Annotated in this window: 13 protein-coding genes and 1 tRNA gene; 11 read left to right on the top strand and 3 right to left on the bottom strand. The window is 69.7% G+C overall.

Translation table 11 applies throughout. From position 1 onward, the window contains the following. Positions 1-52: 52 nt before the first annotated feature. Complete coding sequence (locus tag IE316_RS21970) at positions 53-1,108, top strand: UDP-N-acetylmuramate dehydrogenase (protein ID WP_190206137.1); 1,056 nt, start codon at positions 53-55, stop codon at positions 1,106-1,108. A 40-nt stretch (positions 1,109-1,148) separates the two neighbouring features. Here IE316_RS21970 and IE316_RS21965 read toward each other — a convergent pair whose 3' ends face one another. Next, positions 1,149-1,781 (bottom strand): NAD(P)-dependent oxidoreductase, encoded by a 633-nt coding sequence (locus tag IE316_RS21965; RefSeq protein WP_190206136.1) that lies wholly within the window; start codon positions 1,779-1,781, stop codon positions 1,149-1,151. A gap of 104 nt (positions 1,782-1,885) precedes the next feature. Here IE316_RS21965 and IE316_RS21960 point away from each other — a divergent pair, with 104 nt between their 5' ends. Beyond that, entirely contained in the window at positions 1,886-2,527 is a 642-nt protein-coding gene (locus tag IE316_RS21960; protein WP_190206135.1) for a TetR/AcrR family transcriptional regulator, read from the top strand. Here IE316_RS21960 and IE316_RS21955 read toward each other — a convergent pair. Together IE316_RS21955 and IE316_RS21950 are read right to left on the bottom strand one after the other, a co-directional pair. Continuing rightward, positions 2,508-3,548 carry an adenosine deaminase gene (locus tag IE316_RS21955; protein WP_190206134.1) on the bottom strand — a complete coding sequence of 347 codons (1,041 nt, stop codon included), beginning with the start codon at positions 3,546-3,548 and terminating at the stop codon, positions 2,508-2,510. The genes IE316_RS21960 and IE316_RS21955 overlap by 20 nt on opposite strands. 121 nt (positions 3,549-3,669) lie before the next feature. Next, positions 3,670-4,896, bottom strand: a complete 1,227-nt coding sequence (locus IE316_RS21950) for a pyridoxal phosphate-dependent aminotransferase (protein WP_190206133.1) — start codon at positions 4,894-4,896, stop codon at positions 3,670-3,672. Positions 4,897-5,168: 272 nt separating this feature from the next. Between IE316_RS21950 and IE316_RS21945 the strand changes: the two genes are divergently transcribed. From IE316_RS21945 to rpoB, 9 genes are all read left to right on the top strand, one after another. Then, positions 5,169-5,241: transfer RNA gene (locus tag IE316_RS21945), tRNA-Trp, on the top strand. Positions 5,242-5,349: 108 nt separating this feature from the next. Beyond that, positions 5,350-5,637, top strand: a complete 288-nt coding sequence (gene secE / locus IE316_RS21940) for a preprotein translocase subunit SecE (protein WP_190206132.1) — start codon at positions 5,350-5,352, stop codon at positions 5,635-5,637. Between the two features lie 80 nt (positions 5,638-5,717). After that, positions 5,718-6,587 (top strand): transcription termination/antitermination protein NusG, encoded by an 870-nt coding sequence (gene nusG, locus IE316_RS21935; RefSeq protein ID WP_190206131.1) that lies wholly within the window; start codon positions 5,718-5,720, stop codon positions 6,585-6,587. Positions 6,588-6,756: 169 nt separating this feature from the next. Further along, positions 6,757-7,191 carry a 50S ribosomal protein L11 gene (gene rplK / locus IE316_RS21930; RefSeq protein WP_006130605.1) on the top strand — a complete coding sequence of 145 codons (435 nt, stop codon included), beginning with the start codon at positions 6,757-6,759 and terminating at the stop codon, positions 7,189-7,191. A gap of 81 nt (positions 7,192-7,272) precedes the next feature. Continuing rightward, positions 7,273-7,998, top strand: a complete 726-nt coding sequence (gene rplA / locus IE316_RS21925; RefSeq protein ID WP_190206130.1) for a 50S ribosomal protein L1 — start codon at positions 7,273-7,275, stop codon at positions 7,996-7,998. A gap of 138 nt (positions 7,999-8,136) precedes the next feature. After that, entirely contained in the window at positions 8,137-8,934 is a 798-nt protein-coding gene (locus tag IE316_RS21920) for an SCO4651 family lipoprotein (protein WP_190206129.1), read from the top strand. Positions 8,935-9,239: 305 nt separating this feature from the next. Further along, on the top strand, positions 9,240-9,770 hold the full coding sequence (gene rplJ / locus IE316_RS21915) for a 50S ribosomal protein L10 (RefSeq protein WP_190206128.1): 531 nt from the start codon (positions 9,240-9,242) through the stop codon (positions 9,768-9,770). Between the two features lie 115 nt (positions 9,771-9,885). Then, positions 9,886-10,272 (top strand): 50S ribosomal protein L7/L12, encoded by a 387-nt coding sequence (gene rplL, locus IE316_RS21910; protein ID WP_190206127.1) that lies wholly within the window; start codon positions 9,886-9,888, stop codon positions 10,270-10,272. A 566-nt stretch (positions 10,273-10,838) separates the two neighbouring features. Next, entirely contained in the window at positions 10,839-14,324 is a 3,486-nt protein-coding gene (gene rpoB / locus IE316_RS21905; protein ID WP_190206126.1) for a DNA-directed RNA polymerase subunit beta, read from the top strand. Positions 14,325-14,348 lie beyond the last annotated feature (24 nt).

Below are 14,348 nucleotides of genomic sequence, written 5' to 3'. Positions count from 1 at the left end.
CGGGGCCCTCCGCCCGGCGGCGCTGTCAGTGCCGTCTCGTAGTCTTGAGCGCGTGCAGGAACTCCACGACGCCCCCCTCGCCCCGCTCACCACCTTCCGGCTGGGCGGCCCCGCGACCCGGCTGCTCACGGCGACCACCGACGCCGAGGTGATCGCCGCCGTCCGCGAGGCCGACGACAGCGGTACGCCCCTGCTGCTCATCGGCGGCGGCTCCAACCTGGTGATCGGCGACAAGGGTTTCGACGGGACCGCCCTGCACATCGCCACCCGCGGCCTCTCCCTGGACGGCACCACGCTGGAGCTGGCGGCCGGGGAGATCTGGACCGACGCCGTCGCCCGCACGGTCGAGGCCGGACTCGCCGGCATCGAGTGTCTGGCCGGCATCCCCGGCTCCGCGGGCGCCACCCCGATCCAGAACGTGGGGGCGTACGGCCAGGAGGTCTCCACCACGATCTCCGAGGTCGTCGCCTACGACCGCACCGCCCGCGAGACGGTCGTACTGACGAACGAGCAGTGCGCGTTCTCCTACCGCCACAGCTTCTTCAAGGCCCACCCCGAGCGGTACGTCGTGCTGCGCGTCCGCTTCGTCCTGGAGGACGCCGGCGGGCTGTCCGCGCCGCTCCGCTACGCCGAGACGGCCCGCGCCCTCGGCGTCGAGCCCGGCGACCGGGTGCCGCTGGCCGACGCCCGCGAGACCGTGCTGAAGCTGCGGGCCGGCAAGGGCATGGTTCTGGACCCCGAGGACCACGACACCTGGTCGGCCGGATCGTTCTTCACCAACCCGATCCTCACCGACGCGGAGTTCGCCGCCTTCCGCGCCCGGGTGCGGGAGAGACTCGGCGACGGCGCGGAGCCGCCCGCCTACCCGGCGGGGGAGGGCCGCACCAAGACCTCCGCGGCCTGGCTGATCGACCAGGCCGGCTTCACCAAGGGGTACGGCACCGGCCCCGCCCGGATCTCCACCAAGCACACCCTCGCGCTCACCAACCGCGGCGAGGCGACCACCGAAGACCTCCTCGCCCTGGCCCGCGAGGTCGTCACCGGCGTCCGCGCCGCCTTCGGCATCACGCTGGTCAACGAACCGGTGACGGTGGGCGTCAGCCTCTGAGGGCTCCGAGCCGGCGGTCGCCACCCGCCGTTCCCGTCCCTCAGTACGCCACCCCCACCCCCTGCCCCACCGTCCGCGGGTCGCCCAGGGCCGCGAGCATCGCGTGGGCCGTGTCGGCGCGGCTCAGGAAGTGCCCCTTGGCCGGGGTGCCGCCGACGACCGTGCGGTAGCGGCCGGTGAGCGGCTTGTCCTGGAGCCGGGGCGGCCGGACCACCGTCCAGTCGGTGCCGCTGCGGGCCAGGGCCGCCTCCATCTCCCGCAGGTCGGCGTAGACGTCCCGGAGCACCGCCGAGACCAGCGTGCGCAGGCCCCGGTCCAGCGCACCCTCTCCCTCCGGTACCGGTCCCAGCGGCGCGGCGCTGACGACCACCAGGCGCCGTACGCCCTCCGCCGCCATCGCCGCCAGCACCGTACGGGTCAGCCGGGTGGCGACACCGGCGTCCTTGCGGCGGCGGGCGCCGAGCCCGGACAGCACCGCGTCCCGGCCCGCCACCGCCGGCCGGAGCGCCTCCGGGTCGGTCAGATCGGCGCGGACCACCTCCAGGGCCCCGCCGGTCACCGGGAGCCGGGCGGGGTCGCGGACGACCGCCGTGACCCGGTGTCCGGCGTCCAGCGCCTGCCGGACGAGCTGCCGGCCCACTCCGCCGGTGGCTCCGAAAACGGTCAGCTTCATGGCGTACCCCGGATTCCGCAGAAGGTGGGTGAGTGTTTACTCACCGGGTGTTCCTCTAGGGTGAGCAAGTACTCACCCACGCGTCAAGTCTGTTGGGAGCCGCCGTGCACTCCGGCAAGCCGGCCCGGGAACGCCTCCTGGACGCCGCCCATGAACTGATGGGCACCATCGGGCTCGCCCGCGCCACCACCAAGGAGATCGCCCGCGCCGCGCACTGCTCCGAGGCCGCGCTCTACAAGTACTTCGCCGGCAAGGAGGACCTCTTCGTCCGGGTCCTCGCCGAGCGGTTGCCGAAGCTGACCCCGCTGCTGACGGCCCTGACCGCCGAACCGGGGGGACGCCCCCTGGAGGAGAACCTCACCGAGATCGCCCGCCGGGCGGCCCTGTTCTACGAGGAGAGCTTCCCGATCGCCGCCTCGCTGTACGCCGAGCCCCAGCTCAAGCGGCGGCACCACGAGGCGATGCGGGAGCTGGGCACCGGACCGCACCTGCCGATCGAGGACCTCGACCGCTATCTGCGCGCCGAGCGGGCCGCGGGCCGGCTGCGCCCCGACGCCGACACCTTCGCCGCCGCCTCCCTGCTGCTGGGCGCCTGCGCCCAGCGGGCCTTCGCCTACGACGCGGCGGCGCCCGGCGCCCGCCCCCCGGTGGACGACTTCGCCCGGCGTCTGGCCCGCACCCTGCTCACCGGCCTGCTCGCCGCGTCCGGGGCCGAAACCGGCGAGGTCAGCCGACCGGGGCGCTGAGCCAGGCGTCGATGCCGGACAGCAGCTTCTCCTTGGTGTCCTCCGGTGCCGCCGAGCCGCGCACCGACTGCCGGGCCAGCTCGGCCAGCTCGGCGTCCGTGAAACCGTGGTGCCGGCGCGCGATCTCGTACTGCGCCGCCAGCCGGGACCCGAACAGCAGCGGGTCGTCGGCGCCCAGCGCCATCGGCACCCCCGCCTCGAACAGCCTCCGCAGCGGCACGTCCTCGGGCTTCTCGTAGACGCCGAGGGCGACGTTGGAGGCCGGGCAGACCTCGCAGGTGACCTGCCGGTCCGCCAGCCGCTTGAGCAGCCGCGGGTCCTCCGCCGCCCGGACGCCGTGCCCGATCCGGTCGGCCGCGAGATCGTCCAGGCAGTCCCGCACCGAGGCCGGGCCGGTCAGCTCGCCCCCGTGCGGCGCCGACAGCAGCCCGCCCTCCCGCGCGATGGCGAACGCCCGGTCGAAGTCCCGGGCCATGCCCCGCCGCTCGTCGTTGGAGAGCCCGAAGCCGACCACGCCCCGGTCCGCGTAGCGCACCGCGAGCCGGGCCAGGGTACGGGCGTCCAGCGGGTGCTTCATGCGGTTGGCGGCCACCAGCACCCGCATCCCGAGCCCGGTCTCCCGCACGGTGCTGTCCACCGCGTCCAGGATGATCTCCAGCGCCGGGATCAGCCCGCCCAGCTTCGGCGCGTACGAGGTGGGGTCGACCTGGATCTCCAGCCACCCCGAGCCGTCCCGCAGGTCTTCCTCGGCGGCCTCGCGCACCAGCCGCTGGATGTCCTCCGGCCGCTGCAGGCACGAGCGGGCGGCGTCGTAGAGCCGCTGGAAGCGGAACCAGCCCCGCTCGTCGGTCGCCCGCAGCTTCGGCGACTCCCCGCTGCTCAGCGCCTCGGTGAGGACGTCGGGCAGCCGGACGCCGTACTTGTCGGCGAGCTCCAGCAGGGTGGCGGGCCGCATCGACCCGGTGAAGTGCAGGTGCAGATGGGCCTTCGGCAGCTCAGAGAGATCACGTACACGCTCCATTCCCAGATCCTGCCGCACGTCACCGGGGTCCCGGTAGCCCGTTCCCCGAACGGGGCCCGCTCGCACAAACGACAGGGGACCCACAAAAAAGTCTGCAGGTCCCCTTGGTTGATGCGGAACGTCAGTCCGTGGCCTCCGCCAGCAGCTTCTGGATCCGGGAGACGCCCTCGACGAGGTCCTCGTCACCGAGCGCGTACGACAGCCGCAGATAGCCGGGGGTGCCGAACGCCTCGCCGGGCACCACCGCGACCTCGACCTCCTCCAGGATCAGCGCGGCCAGCTCCACCGTGTCCTGGGGGCGCTTGCCGCGGATCTCCTTGCCGAGCAGCGACTTCACCGAGGGGTAGACGTAGAACGCGCCCTCCGGCTCGGGGCAGACCACGCCGTCGATCTCGTTGAGCATCCGCACGATGGTCCGGCGGCGCCGGTCGAACGCCTCGCGCATCTCCGCCACGGCGTCCAGGCCGCCGGAGACGGCGGCGAGCGCGGCGGCCTGCGCCACGTTCGAGACGTTGGAGGTGGCGTGCGACTGGAGGTTGGTCGCGGCCTTCACCACGTCCTTGGGGCCGATCACCCACCCGACCCGCCAGCCGGTCATGGCGTACGTCTTGGCCACCCCGTTGACCACGATGCACTTGTCCCGCAGCTCGGGCAGGAGCGCCGGCAGCGAGGTGAACTCCGCGTCGCCGTAGACCAGGTGCTCGTAGATCTCGTCGGTCAGCACCCACAGGCCGTGCTCGACGGCCCAGCGGCCGATCGCCTCGGCCTCGGCCCGGCGGTAGACGGCGCCGGTCGGGTTGGAGGGGGAGACGAAGAGGACCACCTTCGTCCGCTCGGTGCGGGCCGCCTCCAACTGCTCCACCGAGACGCGGTAGCCGGTCGTCTCGTCCGTGACGACCTCCACCGGCACCCCGCCGGCCAGCCGGATCGACTCCGGGTACGTCGTCCAGTACGGCGCCGGGACGATGACCTCGTCGCCCGGGTCGAGGATCGCGGCGAACGCCTCGTAGATGGCCTGCTTGCCGCCGTTGGTGACCAGGATCTGCGCCGGGTCGACCTCGTACCCGGAGTCGCGCAGGGTCCTCGCGGCGATCGCGGCCTTCAGCTCGGGCAGCCCGCCGGCCGGGGTGTAGCGGTGGTACTTGGGGTTCTTGCACGCCTCGACGGCCGCCTCGACGATGTAGTCCGGGGTCGGGAAGTCGGGCTCACCGGCGCCGAAGCCGATCACCGGACGCCCGGCGGCCTTCAGGGCCTTCGCCTTGGCGTCCACGGCGAGGGTGGCGGACTCGGAGATCGCGCCGACTCGGGCGGAGACCCGGCGCTCGGTGGGAGGGGTTGCAGCGCTCATGGGGCCCATCGTCCCAGACCCGTAACCCGCCCGGCACGCGGGTTTCACGGACTGAACAGCTTCCCGAGAGGGCGTGAACACCAGTCCGGAACCGCCATCCGGCCTGGGCGATCTTCACCCGGCGGGCCCCGGCCGGGCCGGGGCCCGGCCGTTACTGTTCGACGCCCGGCCCCGGAACACGTACACTCTCACCTCGTCGGCCTTCAGCGGCCCGCGCTCATCTGGTGCACACCGAGCACCCGGGCGGATGCGGTACGTTGGGGGACACACAAAGGGTCGTAGCTCAATTGGTAGAGCACTGGTCTCCAAAACCAGCGGTTGGGGGTTCAAGTCCCTCCGGCCCTGCTACACACTCCATCGCCAGGATGTGTGCGCAGGTACGTACAGCAATGCACCGCCGTGCGGCTCAGACCGGGCGCGGCACGGCCACGACCCGGAATCAGGTGAGGACGAGTGACGGACGCCGTGGGCTCCATCGACATGCCTGATGCCCAGGACGAGGCGCCGGACTCCAAGAAGAAGCAGCGCAAGGGCGGCAAGCGGGCCAAGAAGGGTCCGCTGAAGCGTCTGGCACTGTTCTACCGCCAGATCATCGCGGAGCTGCGCAAGGTCGTCTGGCCCAGCCGCAACCAACTGACGACGTACACCACTGTGGTGATCATCTTCGTCGTCATCATGATCGGCCTGGTCACCGTGATTGACTATGGGCTCAGCCACGCCGCCAAGTACGTCTTCGGCTGACCCGAGAGCGAAGAGCGCCGAGGTACCCGGCGCTCCTTTCGCGTGTTCCACCCCTATGTATCCAGGAAGAAGCAGCCACCGTGTCTGACCCGAACGTGAACGACGCCGTCGAGCCTCGCGGCGAAGGGGCCGAGTCCGCCGAGGACCAGCTCGACGCCGTCGAGGGCGCGGACCGCGAGGACACCGAGACCTCCGCCGAGGTCGAGGCTGCCGAGACCGACGAGGCCGCCGAGGCCGACGTCGAGGAGAGCGCCGGCTCCGAGGACACGGAGTCCGAGGACGCCGAGGCCGAGTCCGAGGCCGAAGAAGAAGAGGCCACGGACGAGCCCGACATCGACCCGGTCGAGAAGCTCCGCCAGGAACTGCGCGTCCTGCCCGGCGAGTGGTACGTCATCCACACCTACGCCGGCTACGAGAACCGCGTGAAGACCAACCTGGAGCAGCGCGCCGTCTCGCTCAACGTCGAGGACTACATCTTCCAGGCCGAGGTGCCGCAGGAAGAGGTCGTCCAGATCAAGAACGGCGACCGCAAGACGATCCGCCAGAACAAGCTGCCGGGCTACGTCCTGGTCCGCATGGACCTGACCAACGAGTCCTGGGGCGTCGTCCGCAACACCCCCGGCGTCACCGGCTTCGTGGGCAACGCCTACGACCCGTACCCGCTGACCCTGGACGAGATCGTCAAGATGCTCGCCCCGGAGGCCGAGGAGAAGGCCGCCCGCGAGGCCGCCGAGGCCGAGGGCAAGCCGGCGCCGCAGCGCAAGGTCGAGGTCCAGGTGCTGGACTTCGAGGTCGGCGACTCGGTCACCGTCACCGACGGCCCGTTCGCCACGCTCCAGGCCACCATCAACGAGATCAACGCCGACTCGAAGAAGGTCAAGGGCCTCGTCGAGATCTTCGGCCGCGAGACCCCGGTCGAGCTGAGCTTCGACCAGATCCAGAAGAACTAGCTTCTTCGGAAACACCGCGTCCGAGCAGGTCGGACGGCTGCCCTGGCAGTCGTCTGACCTGCTCGGTTTTCAGCCGCACATCCATACCCGTTATCGTTGTGCGGTATGCCTGGGTCCGGGTCGTCCCCCGGATGCGGGCAGGACCCGAATCGAAAGGACCCGGAGAGCCATGCCTCCCAAGAAGAAGAAGGTCACGGGGCTCATCAAGCTCCAGATCCAGGCCGGTGCCGCCAACCCGGCCCCGCCGGTCGGCCCCGCGCTGGGTCAGCACGGCGTGAACATCATGGAGTTCTGCAAGGCGTACAACGCCGCGACCGAGTCGCAGCGCGGCTGGGTCATCCCGGTGGAGATCACGGTCTACGAGGACCGCTCCTTCACCTTCATCACCAAGACGCCGCCGGCCGCCAAGATGATCCTCAAGGCCGCGGGCGTGGAGAAGGGCTCCGGCGAGCCGCACAAGACCAAGGTCGCGAAGATCACCCGCGACCAGGTCCGCGAGATCGCCACCACCAAGATGCCCGACCTCAACGCCAACGACCTGGACGCCGCCGAGAAGATCATCGCCGGCACCGCCCGTTCCATGGGCGTCACGGTCGAGGGCTGACCCTCACCCTCGTAAGCCAGCAGTAGTGGCAGGGCCTGCTCGGTCCGGACCACAACTCCTAAGAAGCCAACAGGAGCAGTAGTGAGCAAGCGCAGCAAGTCTCTCCGCGCTGCGGACGCCAAGGTCGACCGGGACAAGCTCTACGCCCCGCTCGAGGCCGTCCGTCTCGCCAAGGAGACCTCCACGACCAAGTTCGACGGCACCGTCGAGGTCGCCTTCCGCCTGGGTGTCGACCCGCGCAAGGCCGACCAGATGGTCCGTGGCACCGTGAACCTCCCGCACGGCACCGGCAAGACCGCCCGGGTCCTGGTCTTCGCGACCGGCGACCGTGCCGAGGCCGCGCGTGCCGCGGGCGCCGACATCGTCGGCGCCGACGAACTGATCGACGAGGTGTCGAAGGGCCGTCTGGACTTCGACGCCGTCGTCGCCACCCCGGACCTCATGGGCAAGGTCGGCCGCCTCGGCCGCGTCCTCGGCCCGCGTGGTCTGATGCCGAACCCGAAGACGGGCACCGTGACCCCGGACGTGGCCAAGGCCGTGACCGAGATCAAGGGCGGCAAGATCGAGTTCCGCGTCGACAAGCACGCCAACCTGCACTTCATCATCGGCAAGACGTCGTTCGACGACACCAAGCTGGTGGAGAACTACGGCGCGGCCCTGGAGGAGATCCTCCGTCTGAAGCCGTCCGCCGCCAAGGGCCGCTACATCAAGAAGGCCGCCATCAGCACCACGATGGGCCCCGGCATCCCGGTCGACTCCAACCGCACCCGCAACCTCCTCGTCGAGGAGGACCCGGCGGCGGTCTGAGCCCCCGGCTCGCCCCCCAGCGGTTCCACGGGCCCCGCACCTGCCCAGGTGCGGGGCCCGTCCCCGTTCCCGGCCGGGTACGACAGCCCGGACCCTGGGTTAGCGTGCGGGCACGGAACCGACAGGGGTGGGTGGGACATGACCGGCACGACACCGCGTCGCAGGGTCTCGGGGATGGCGCTGACCGCCGTACTGCTGGGCGCCACCGCCTGCTCGGGCGAGGAGCCGCCCGCCCGGACCCCGTCACCGGCCGAGCGGGCCCTGCGCGCCGTCGAGCGGGCCGTCGACCGGGCCGGGTCGGCGCGGATCACGTCCACCACGGTGATGGGCCGGGAACTGTCCATCGAGGCGGCCGGCACCCTCGGCTGGCGGGACGACGGCCTCACCGGCACCCTCACCATCACCTACACCGGCGGCACCACCGCCGAGACCATGCGCGAGCTCGGCACCACCTCCATGGAGGCCCGCTACCTGCCCGACGCGTACTACGCGCGCATCGGCGACGCCTTCGCCGGCAAGCTGGGCGGCCGGCACTGGATCCGGTACGACTACGCGGACCTGGAGAGCCTCGGGGGAGCGGGCGCCGGGTTCGCCGAGCAGATGCGCACCAGCACCCCCCAGCAGTCCGTCAAGCTGCTGCTGACCGCCGAGGACGTGCGCAAGGTCGGCGTGGAGACCACCCGCGGCCAGCGCACCACGCACTACTCCGGCACCGTCGACGGCCCCGGCACCCAGACCGTCGACATCTGGGTCAACGACCAGGACCTGCTGGTCAAGAAGGTCGAGCGGGGCAGCACCGAGTCGGGGCGGCTGACCCAGACCGCGTACTACGGCGACTACGGCGCCCGCGCCGCCGCCGAACGGCCCCCGGCCGCCGACACGGCCGACTTCGAGGACCTCCTCGGCCAGGAGACCGGCGGGGCCGGGCCGTCCTGACCGCGCGGAAACCACCGGACCGGGCGGATTTGCTTGACACCGCCCCGGTCCCGTACGCTTCCACAGAAGCCAAAGACCGCTGGTCGTTGCCGTGCGCTCGAGAGAGGGCGCGGTGGCCGAAGGATCCGCTGAACTGCGGACGACCCGCGCAGGTGACATTGGAGAAGCTCCCGGAGTGCGCGCCCCGTGCGCGGATGGATTCCGGTCGAGCTACGCCCCGTGCGCCTGCGCCGGGGCGTTTCGTTTTCCCCAGTCCTCCTTCGGGTCCGCGCGGTCCGAATCACCCGGAAGGAGGCCGAGGCTCTATGGCGAGGCCCGACAAGGCTGCCGCGGTTGCCGAGCTGACGGACAAGTTCCGCAGCTCCAACGCCGCCGTGCTGACCGAGTACCGCGGTCTCACCGTGGCGCAGCTCAAGACGCTGCGCCGGTCGCTCGGTGAGAACGCCCAGTACGCCGTGGTGAAGAACACGCTGACCAAGATTGCGGCCAACGAGGCCGGGATCACGACGCTGGACGACCAGTTCAATGGTCCGACGGCTGTCGCCTTCATCACCGGTGACCCGGTGGAGTCGGCGAAGGGTCTGCGCGACTTCGCCAAGGACAACCCCAATCTCGTCATCAAGGGCGGTGTCCTTGACGGCAAGGCGCTGTCCGCCGACGAGATCAAGAAGCTTGCGGACCTCGAGTCCCGCGAGGTTCTGCTCTCCAAGCTGGCCGGTGCCATGAAGGGCAAGCAGTCCCAGGCTGCCTCTGTCTTCCAGGCGCTGCCGTCGAAGCTCGTCCGCACCGTGGACGCGCTCCGTGCCAAGCAGGACGAGCAGGGCGGTGCCGAGTAATTCGGCTCGCTTTCTGACTCACGCCGCCTAGCGGCGAGGGTCGCAGCGGGCCCGACGTACGCCCGCCTCACCCAGTACATCCGGCACCTGCCGATTTAGTGGAAGGACCGCCATCATGGCGAAGCTCAGCCAGGAAGACCTGCTCGCGCAGTTCGAAGAGATGACCCTCATCGAGCTCTCCGAGTTCGTGAAGGCGTTCGAGGAGAAGTTCGACGTCACCGCCGCCGCTGCCGCGCCGGTCGTGGTCCAGGGCCAGGGTGGCGGCGGCGCCGCCGAGGCCGTCGAGGAGAAGGACGAGTTCGACGTCGTCCTCACCGGCGCCGGTGACAAGAAGATCCAGGTCATCAAGGTCGTGCGCGAGCTGACCTCCCTCGGCCTGAAGGAGGCCAAGGACCTGGTCGACGGCACCCCGAAGCCGGTCCTGGAGAAGGTCAACAAGGAGGCCGCGGACAAGGCCAAGGAGGCCCTCGAGGGCGCCGGCGCCTCCGTCGAGGTCAAGTAACACCTTCGCGTCCGCGGAGAACGGCCCGCGAGGGCTGTAACGCGGACGCACCGAGGAGCGATCATCCATCCGGGTGGTCGCTCTTCGGCGTTCCGGGGGGTGCGGCCACGGTTGCCTTGCACCGGTGTTCGCGCGGGGTATGGTGATCTTCGTCGTGTCTCCGAGCGTCCCGGTTCGGGTCAGGGGGGCCTTGACGAACCGCACGCAGCGCGCAATTCTCAGGACGCGTCGTCACAACGATCCGGGTTCCGAGGCATGGATCGGCGGCGAAGAGGGCAGTATCAACGTGCGTTGAGGGCAGGCATGCCGCAGACGTTGAGAACAGTGAGGGTAGTGAGGCGCTCTACAGAGCGGGACTGGACATCAGTGTGCCAAGTGGCTACACTGACCCTTTGCGCTGCCTGTTAGCTGCTCCCTGCCCGTCACCAGGGGCATGCCCTCGCCTGAGCATCGATGACCGGAGTCCCTGAACTGGCCGAACGGCCGGAAACGGGAACCCTGTCCCCGTGCACAGGAGGGGGACCGGTACGCGCGTAGTGAGTCCGAGCCCTCGGAAGGACCCCCTCTTGGCCGCCTCGCGCAACGCCTCGACCGCGAATACGAACAACGCTGCCAGCACCGCCCCGCTGCGCATCTCCTTTGCAAAGATCAAGGAGCCCCTCGAGGTTCCGAACCTTCTCGCGCTGCAAACCGAGAGCTTCGACTGGCTGCTCGGCAACGACGCGTGGAAGGCTCGCGTCGAGGAGGCCCTGGAGAACGGTCAGGACGTCCCCACCAAGTCCGGTCTGGAGGAGATCTTCGAGGAGATCTCCCCGATCGAGGACTTCTCCGGGTCGATGTCGCTGACCTTCCGCGACCACCGCTTCGAGCCGCCGAAGAACTCCATCGACGAGTGCAAGGAGCGCGACTTCACGTACGCCGCCCCGCTCTTCGTCACGGCCGAGTTCACCAACAACGAGACCGGCGAGATCAAGTCCCAGACGGTCTTCATGGGCGACTTCCCGCTCATGACCAACAAGGGCACCTTCGTCATCAACGGCACCGAGCGTGTCGTGGTGTCGCAGCTCGTCCGTTCCCCCGGCGTCTACTTCGACTCCTCCATCGACAAGACGTCCGACAAGGACATCTTCTCCGCCAAGATCATCCCGTCCCGGGGTGCCTGGCTGGAGATGGAGATCGACAAGCGCGACATGGTCGGTGTCCGCATCGACCGCAAGCGCAAGCAGTCCGTCACCGTCCTGCTCAAGGCGCTCGGCTGGACCACCGAGCAGATCCTGGAGGAGTTCGGCGAGTACGAGTCGATGCGCGCCACCCTGGAGAAGGACCACACCCAGGGCCAGGACGACGCGCTGCTCGACATCTACCGCAAGCTGCGCCCGGGTGAGCCGCCGACCCGCGAGGCCGCCCAGACGCTGCTGGAGAACCTCTACTTCAACCCCAAGCGCTACGACCTGGCCAAGGTCGGCCGCTACAAGGTCAACAAGAAGCTGGGCGCCGACGCCCCGCTGGACGCCGGCATCCTGACCGTCGAGGACATCATCTCGACGATCAAGTACCTGGTGAAGCTGCACGCCGGCGAGACCGAGACGACCGCGGACAACGGCCAGACGATCGTCGTCGAGACCGACGACATCGACCACTTCGGCAACCGCCGTCTGCGCAGCGTCGGCGAGCTGATCCAGAACCAGGTCCGTACGGGTCTGGCGCGGATGGAGCGCGTGGTCCGGGAGCGGATGACCACCCAGGACGTCGAGGCGATCACGCCGCAGACCCTGATCAACATCCGGCCGGTCGTCGCCTCCATCAAGGAGTTCTTCGGCACCAGCCAGCTCTCGCAGTTCATGGACCAGAACAACCCGCTGTCGGGTCTCACCCACAAGCGCCGTCTGTCGGCTCTTGGCCCGGGTGGTCTCTCCCGTGAGCGGGCCGGCTTCGAGGTCCGTGACGTGCACCCCTCGCACTACGGCCGCATGTGCCCGATCGAGACGCCCGAAGGCCCGAACATCGGTCTGATCGGCTCGCTCGCCTCCTACGGCCGGGTCAACGCGTTCGGTTTCGTCGAGACCCCGTACCGTAAGGTCATCGACGGCCAGGTCACCGACGAGGTCGACTACCTGACCGCCGACGAGGAGGACCGCTTCGTCATCGCGCAGGCCAACGCCACGCTCGGCGACGACATGCGGTTCGCCGAGGCCCGGGTGCTGGTCCGCCGCAAGGGCGGCGAGGTCGACTACGTCGGCCCCGAGGACGTGGACTACATGGACGTCTCGCCGCGCCAGATGGTGTCGGTCGCGACCGCCATGATCCCCTTCCTGGAGCACGACGACGCCAACCGCGCGCTCATGGGCGCGAACATGATGCGCCAGGCCGTGCCGCTCATCAAGAGCGAGTCGCCGCTGGTCGGCACCGGCATGGAGTACCGCTCCGCGGTCGACGCCGGTGACGTGGTCAAGGCCGAGAAGCCGGGTGTGGTCCAGGAGGTCTCCGCGGACTACATCACCACCGCCAACGACGACGGCACGTACATCACGTACCGCCTGGCCAAGTTCGCCCGCTCCAACCAGGGCACCTCGGTCAACCAGAAGGTCATCGTCAACGAGGGCGACCGGATCATCACCGGCCAGGTCCTCGCCGACGGCCCCGCCACCGAGAACGGCGAGATGGCGCTCGGCAAGAACCTGCTGGTCGCGTTCATGCCGTGGGAGGGTCACAACTACGAGGACGCGATCATCCTGTCGCAGCGCCTCGTCCAGGACGACGTCCTCTCCTCGATCCACATCGAGGAGCACGAGGTCGACGCCCGTGACACCAAGCTCGGCCCCGAGGAGATCACCCGGGACATCCCGAACGTCTCCGAGGAGGTCCTCGCCGACCTCGACGAGCGCGGCATCATCCGCATCGGCGCCGAGGTCATCGCCGGCGACATCCTCGTCGGCAAGGTGACCCCCAAGGGCGAGACCGAGCTGACCCCCGAGGAGCGCCTGCTGCGCGCGATCTTCGGCGAGAAGGCCCGTGAGGTCCGTGACACCTCGCTGAAGGTGCCGCACGGCGAGACCGGCAAGGTCATCGGCGTCCGCGTCTTCGACCGCGAGGAGGGCGACGAGCTTCCCCCCGGTGTCAACCAGCTCGTGCGCGTGTACGTCGCGCAGAAGCGCAAGATCACCGACGGTGACAAGCTCGCCGGCCGCCACGGCAACAAGGGCGTCATCTCCAAGATCCTGCCGATCGAGGACATGCCGTTCCTGGAGGACGGCACCCCGGTCGACATCATCCTCAACCCGCTGGGTGTCCCGTCCCGCATGAACCCGGGACAGGTCCTGGAGATCCACCTCGGCTGGCTCGCCAGCCGCGGCTGGGACGTCTCCGGCCTCGCGGAGGAGTGGGCGCAGCGCCTCCAGGCGATCGGCGCCGACAAGGTCGAGCCCGGGACCAATGTCGCCACCCCGGTCTTCGACGGTGCGCGCGAGGACGAGCTGGCCGGTCTGCTCCAGCACACCATCCCCAACCGGGACGGCGAGCGCATGGTGCTCCCGACCGGCAAGGCGCGGCTGTTCGACGGCCGCAGCGGTGAGCCGTTCCCGGACCCGATCTCGGTCGGCTACATGTACATCCTCAAGCTGCACCACCTGGTCGACGACAAGCTGCACGCCCGTTCGACCGGTCCGTACTCGATGATCACCCAGCAGCCGCTGGGTGGTAAGGCCCAGTTCGGTGGCCAGCGCTTCGGTGAGATGGAGGTGTGGGCGCTGGAGGCGTACGGCGCCGCGTACGCCCTCCAGGAGCTGCTGACCATCAAGTCCGACGACGTCACCGGCCGCGTGAAGGTCTACGAGGCCATCGTCAAGGGCGAGAACATCCCTGAGCCCGGCATCCCCGAGTCCTTCAAGGTGCTCATCAAGGAGATGCAGTCCCTGTGCCTCAACGTGGAGGTGCTGTCCTCGGACGGCATGTCCATCGAGATGCGCGACACCGACGAGGACGTCTTCCGCGCGGCGGAGGAGCTCGGCATCGACCTGTCCCGGCGCGAGCCGAGCAGCGTCGAAGAGGTCTGACGGGAGTCCGGCGGGCCTTGAGCG

Source organism: Streptomyces fumanus (assembly GCF_014655295.1).
Taxonomy (GTDB): domain Bacteria; phylum Actinomycetota; class Actinomycetes; order Streptomycetales; family Streptomycetaceae; genus Streptomyces; species Streptomyces fumanus.
Note: the sequence above shows the minus strand (reverse complement) of the source record. Positions and strands in the feature narration are given on the sequence as shown.

What these genes read in the sequence shown, in the direction of transcription:
- IE316_RS21965 (WP_190206136.1), bottom strand. Translation starts at nt 1,781, where the DNA reads ATGAAGCTGACCGTTTTCGGAGCCACCGGCGGAGTGGGCCGGCAGCTC.
- rplL (WP_190206127.1), top strand. Translation starts at nt 9,886, where the DNA reads ATGGCGAAGCTCAGCCAGGAAGACCTGCTCGCGCAGTTCGAAGAGATG.
- IE316_RS21920 (WP_190206129.1), top strand. Translation starts at nt 8,137, where the DNA reads ATGACCGGCACGACACCGCGTCGCAGGGTCTCGGGGATGGCGCTGACC.
- rplK (WP_006130605.1), top strand. Translation starts at nt 6,757, where the DNA reads ATGCCTCCCAAGAAGAAGAAGGTCACGGGGCTCATCAAGCTCCAGATC.
- rplJ (WP_190206128.1), top strand. Translation starts at nt 9,240, where the DNA reads ATGGCGAGGCCCGACAAGGCTGCCGCGGTTGCCGAGCTGACGGACAAG.
- IE316_RS21950 (WP_190206133.1), bottom strand. Translation starts at nt 4,896, where the DNA reads ATGAGCGCTGCAACCCCTCCCACCGAGCGCCGGGTCTCCGCCCGAGTC.
- IE316_RS21955 (WP_190206134.1), bottom strand. Translation starts at nt 3,548, where the DNA reads ATGGAGCGTGTACGTGATCTCTCTGAGCTGCCGAAGGCCCATCTGCAC.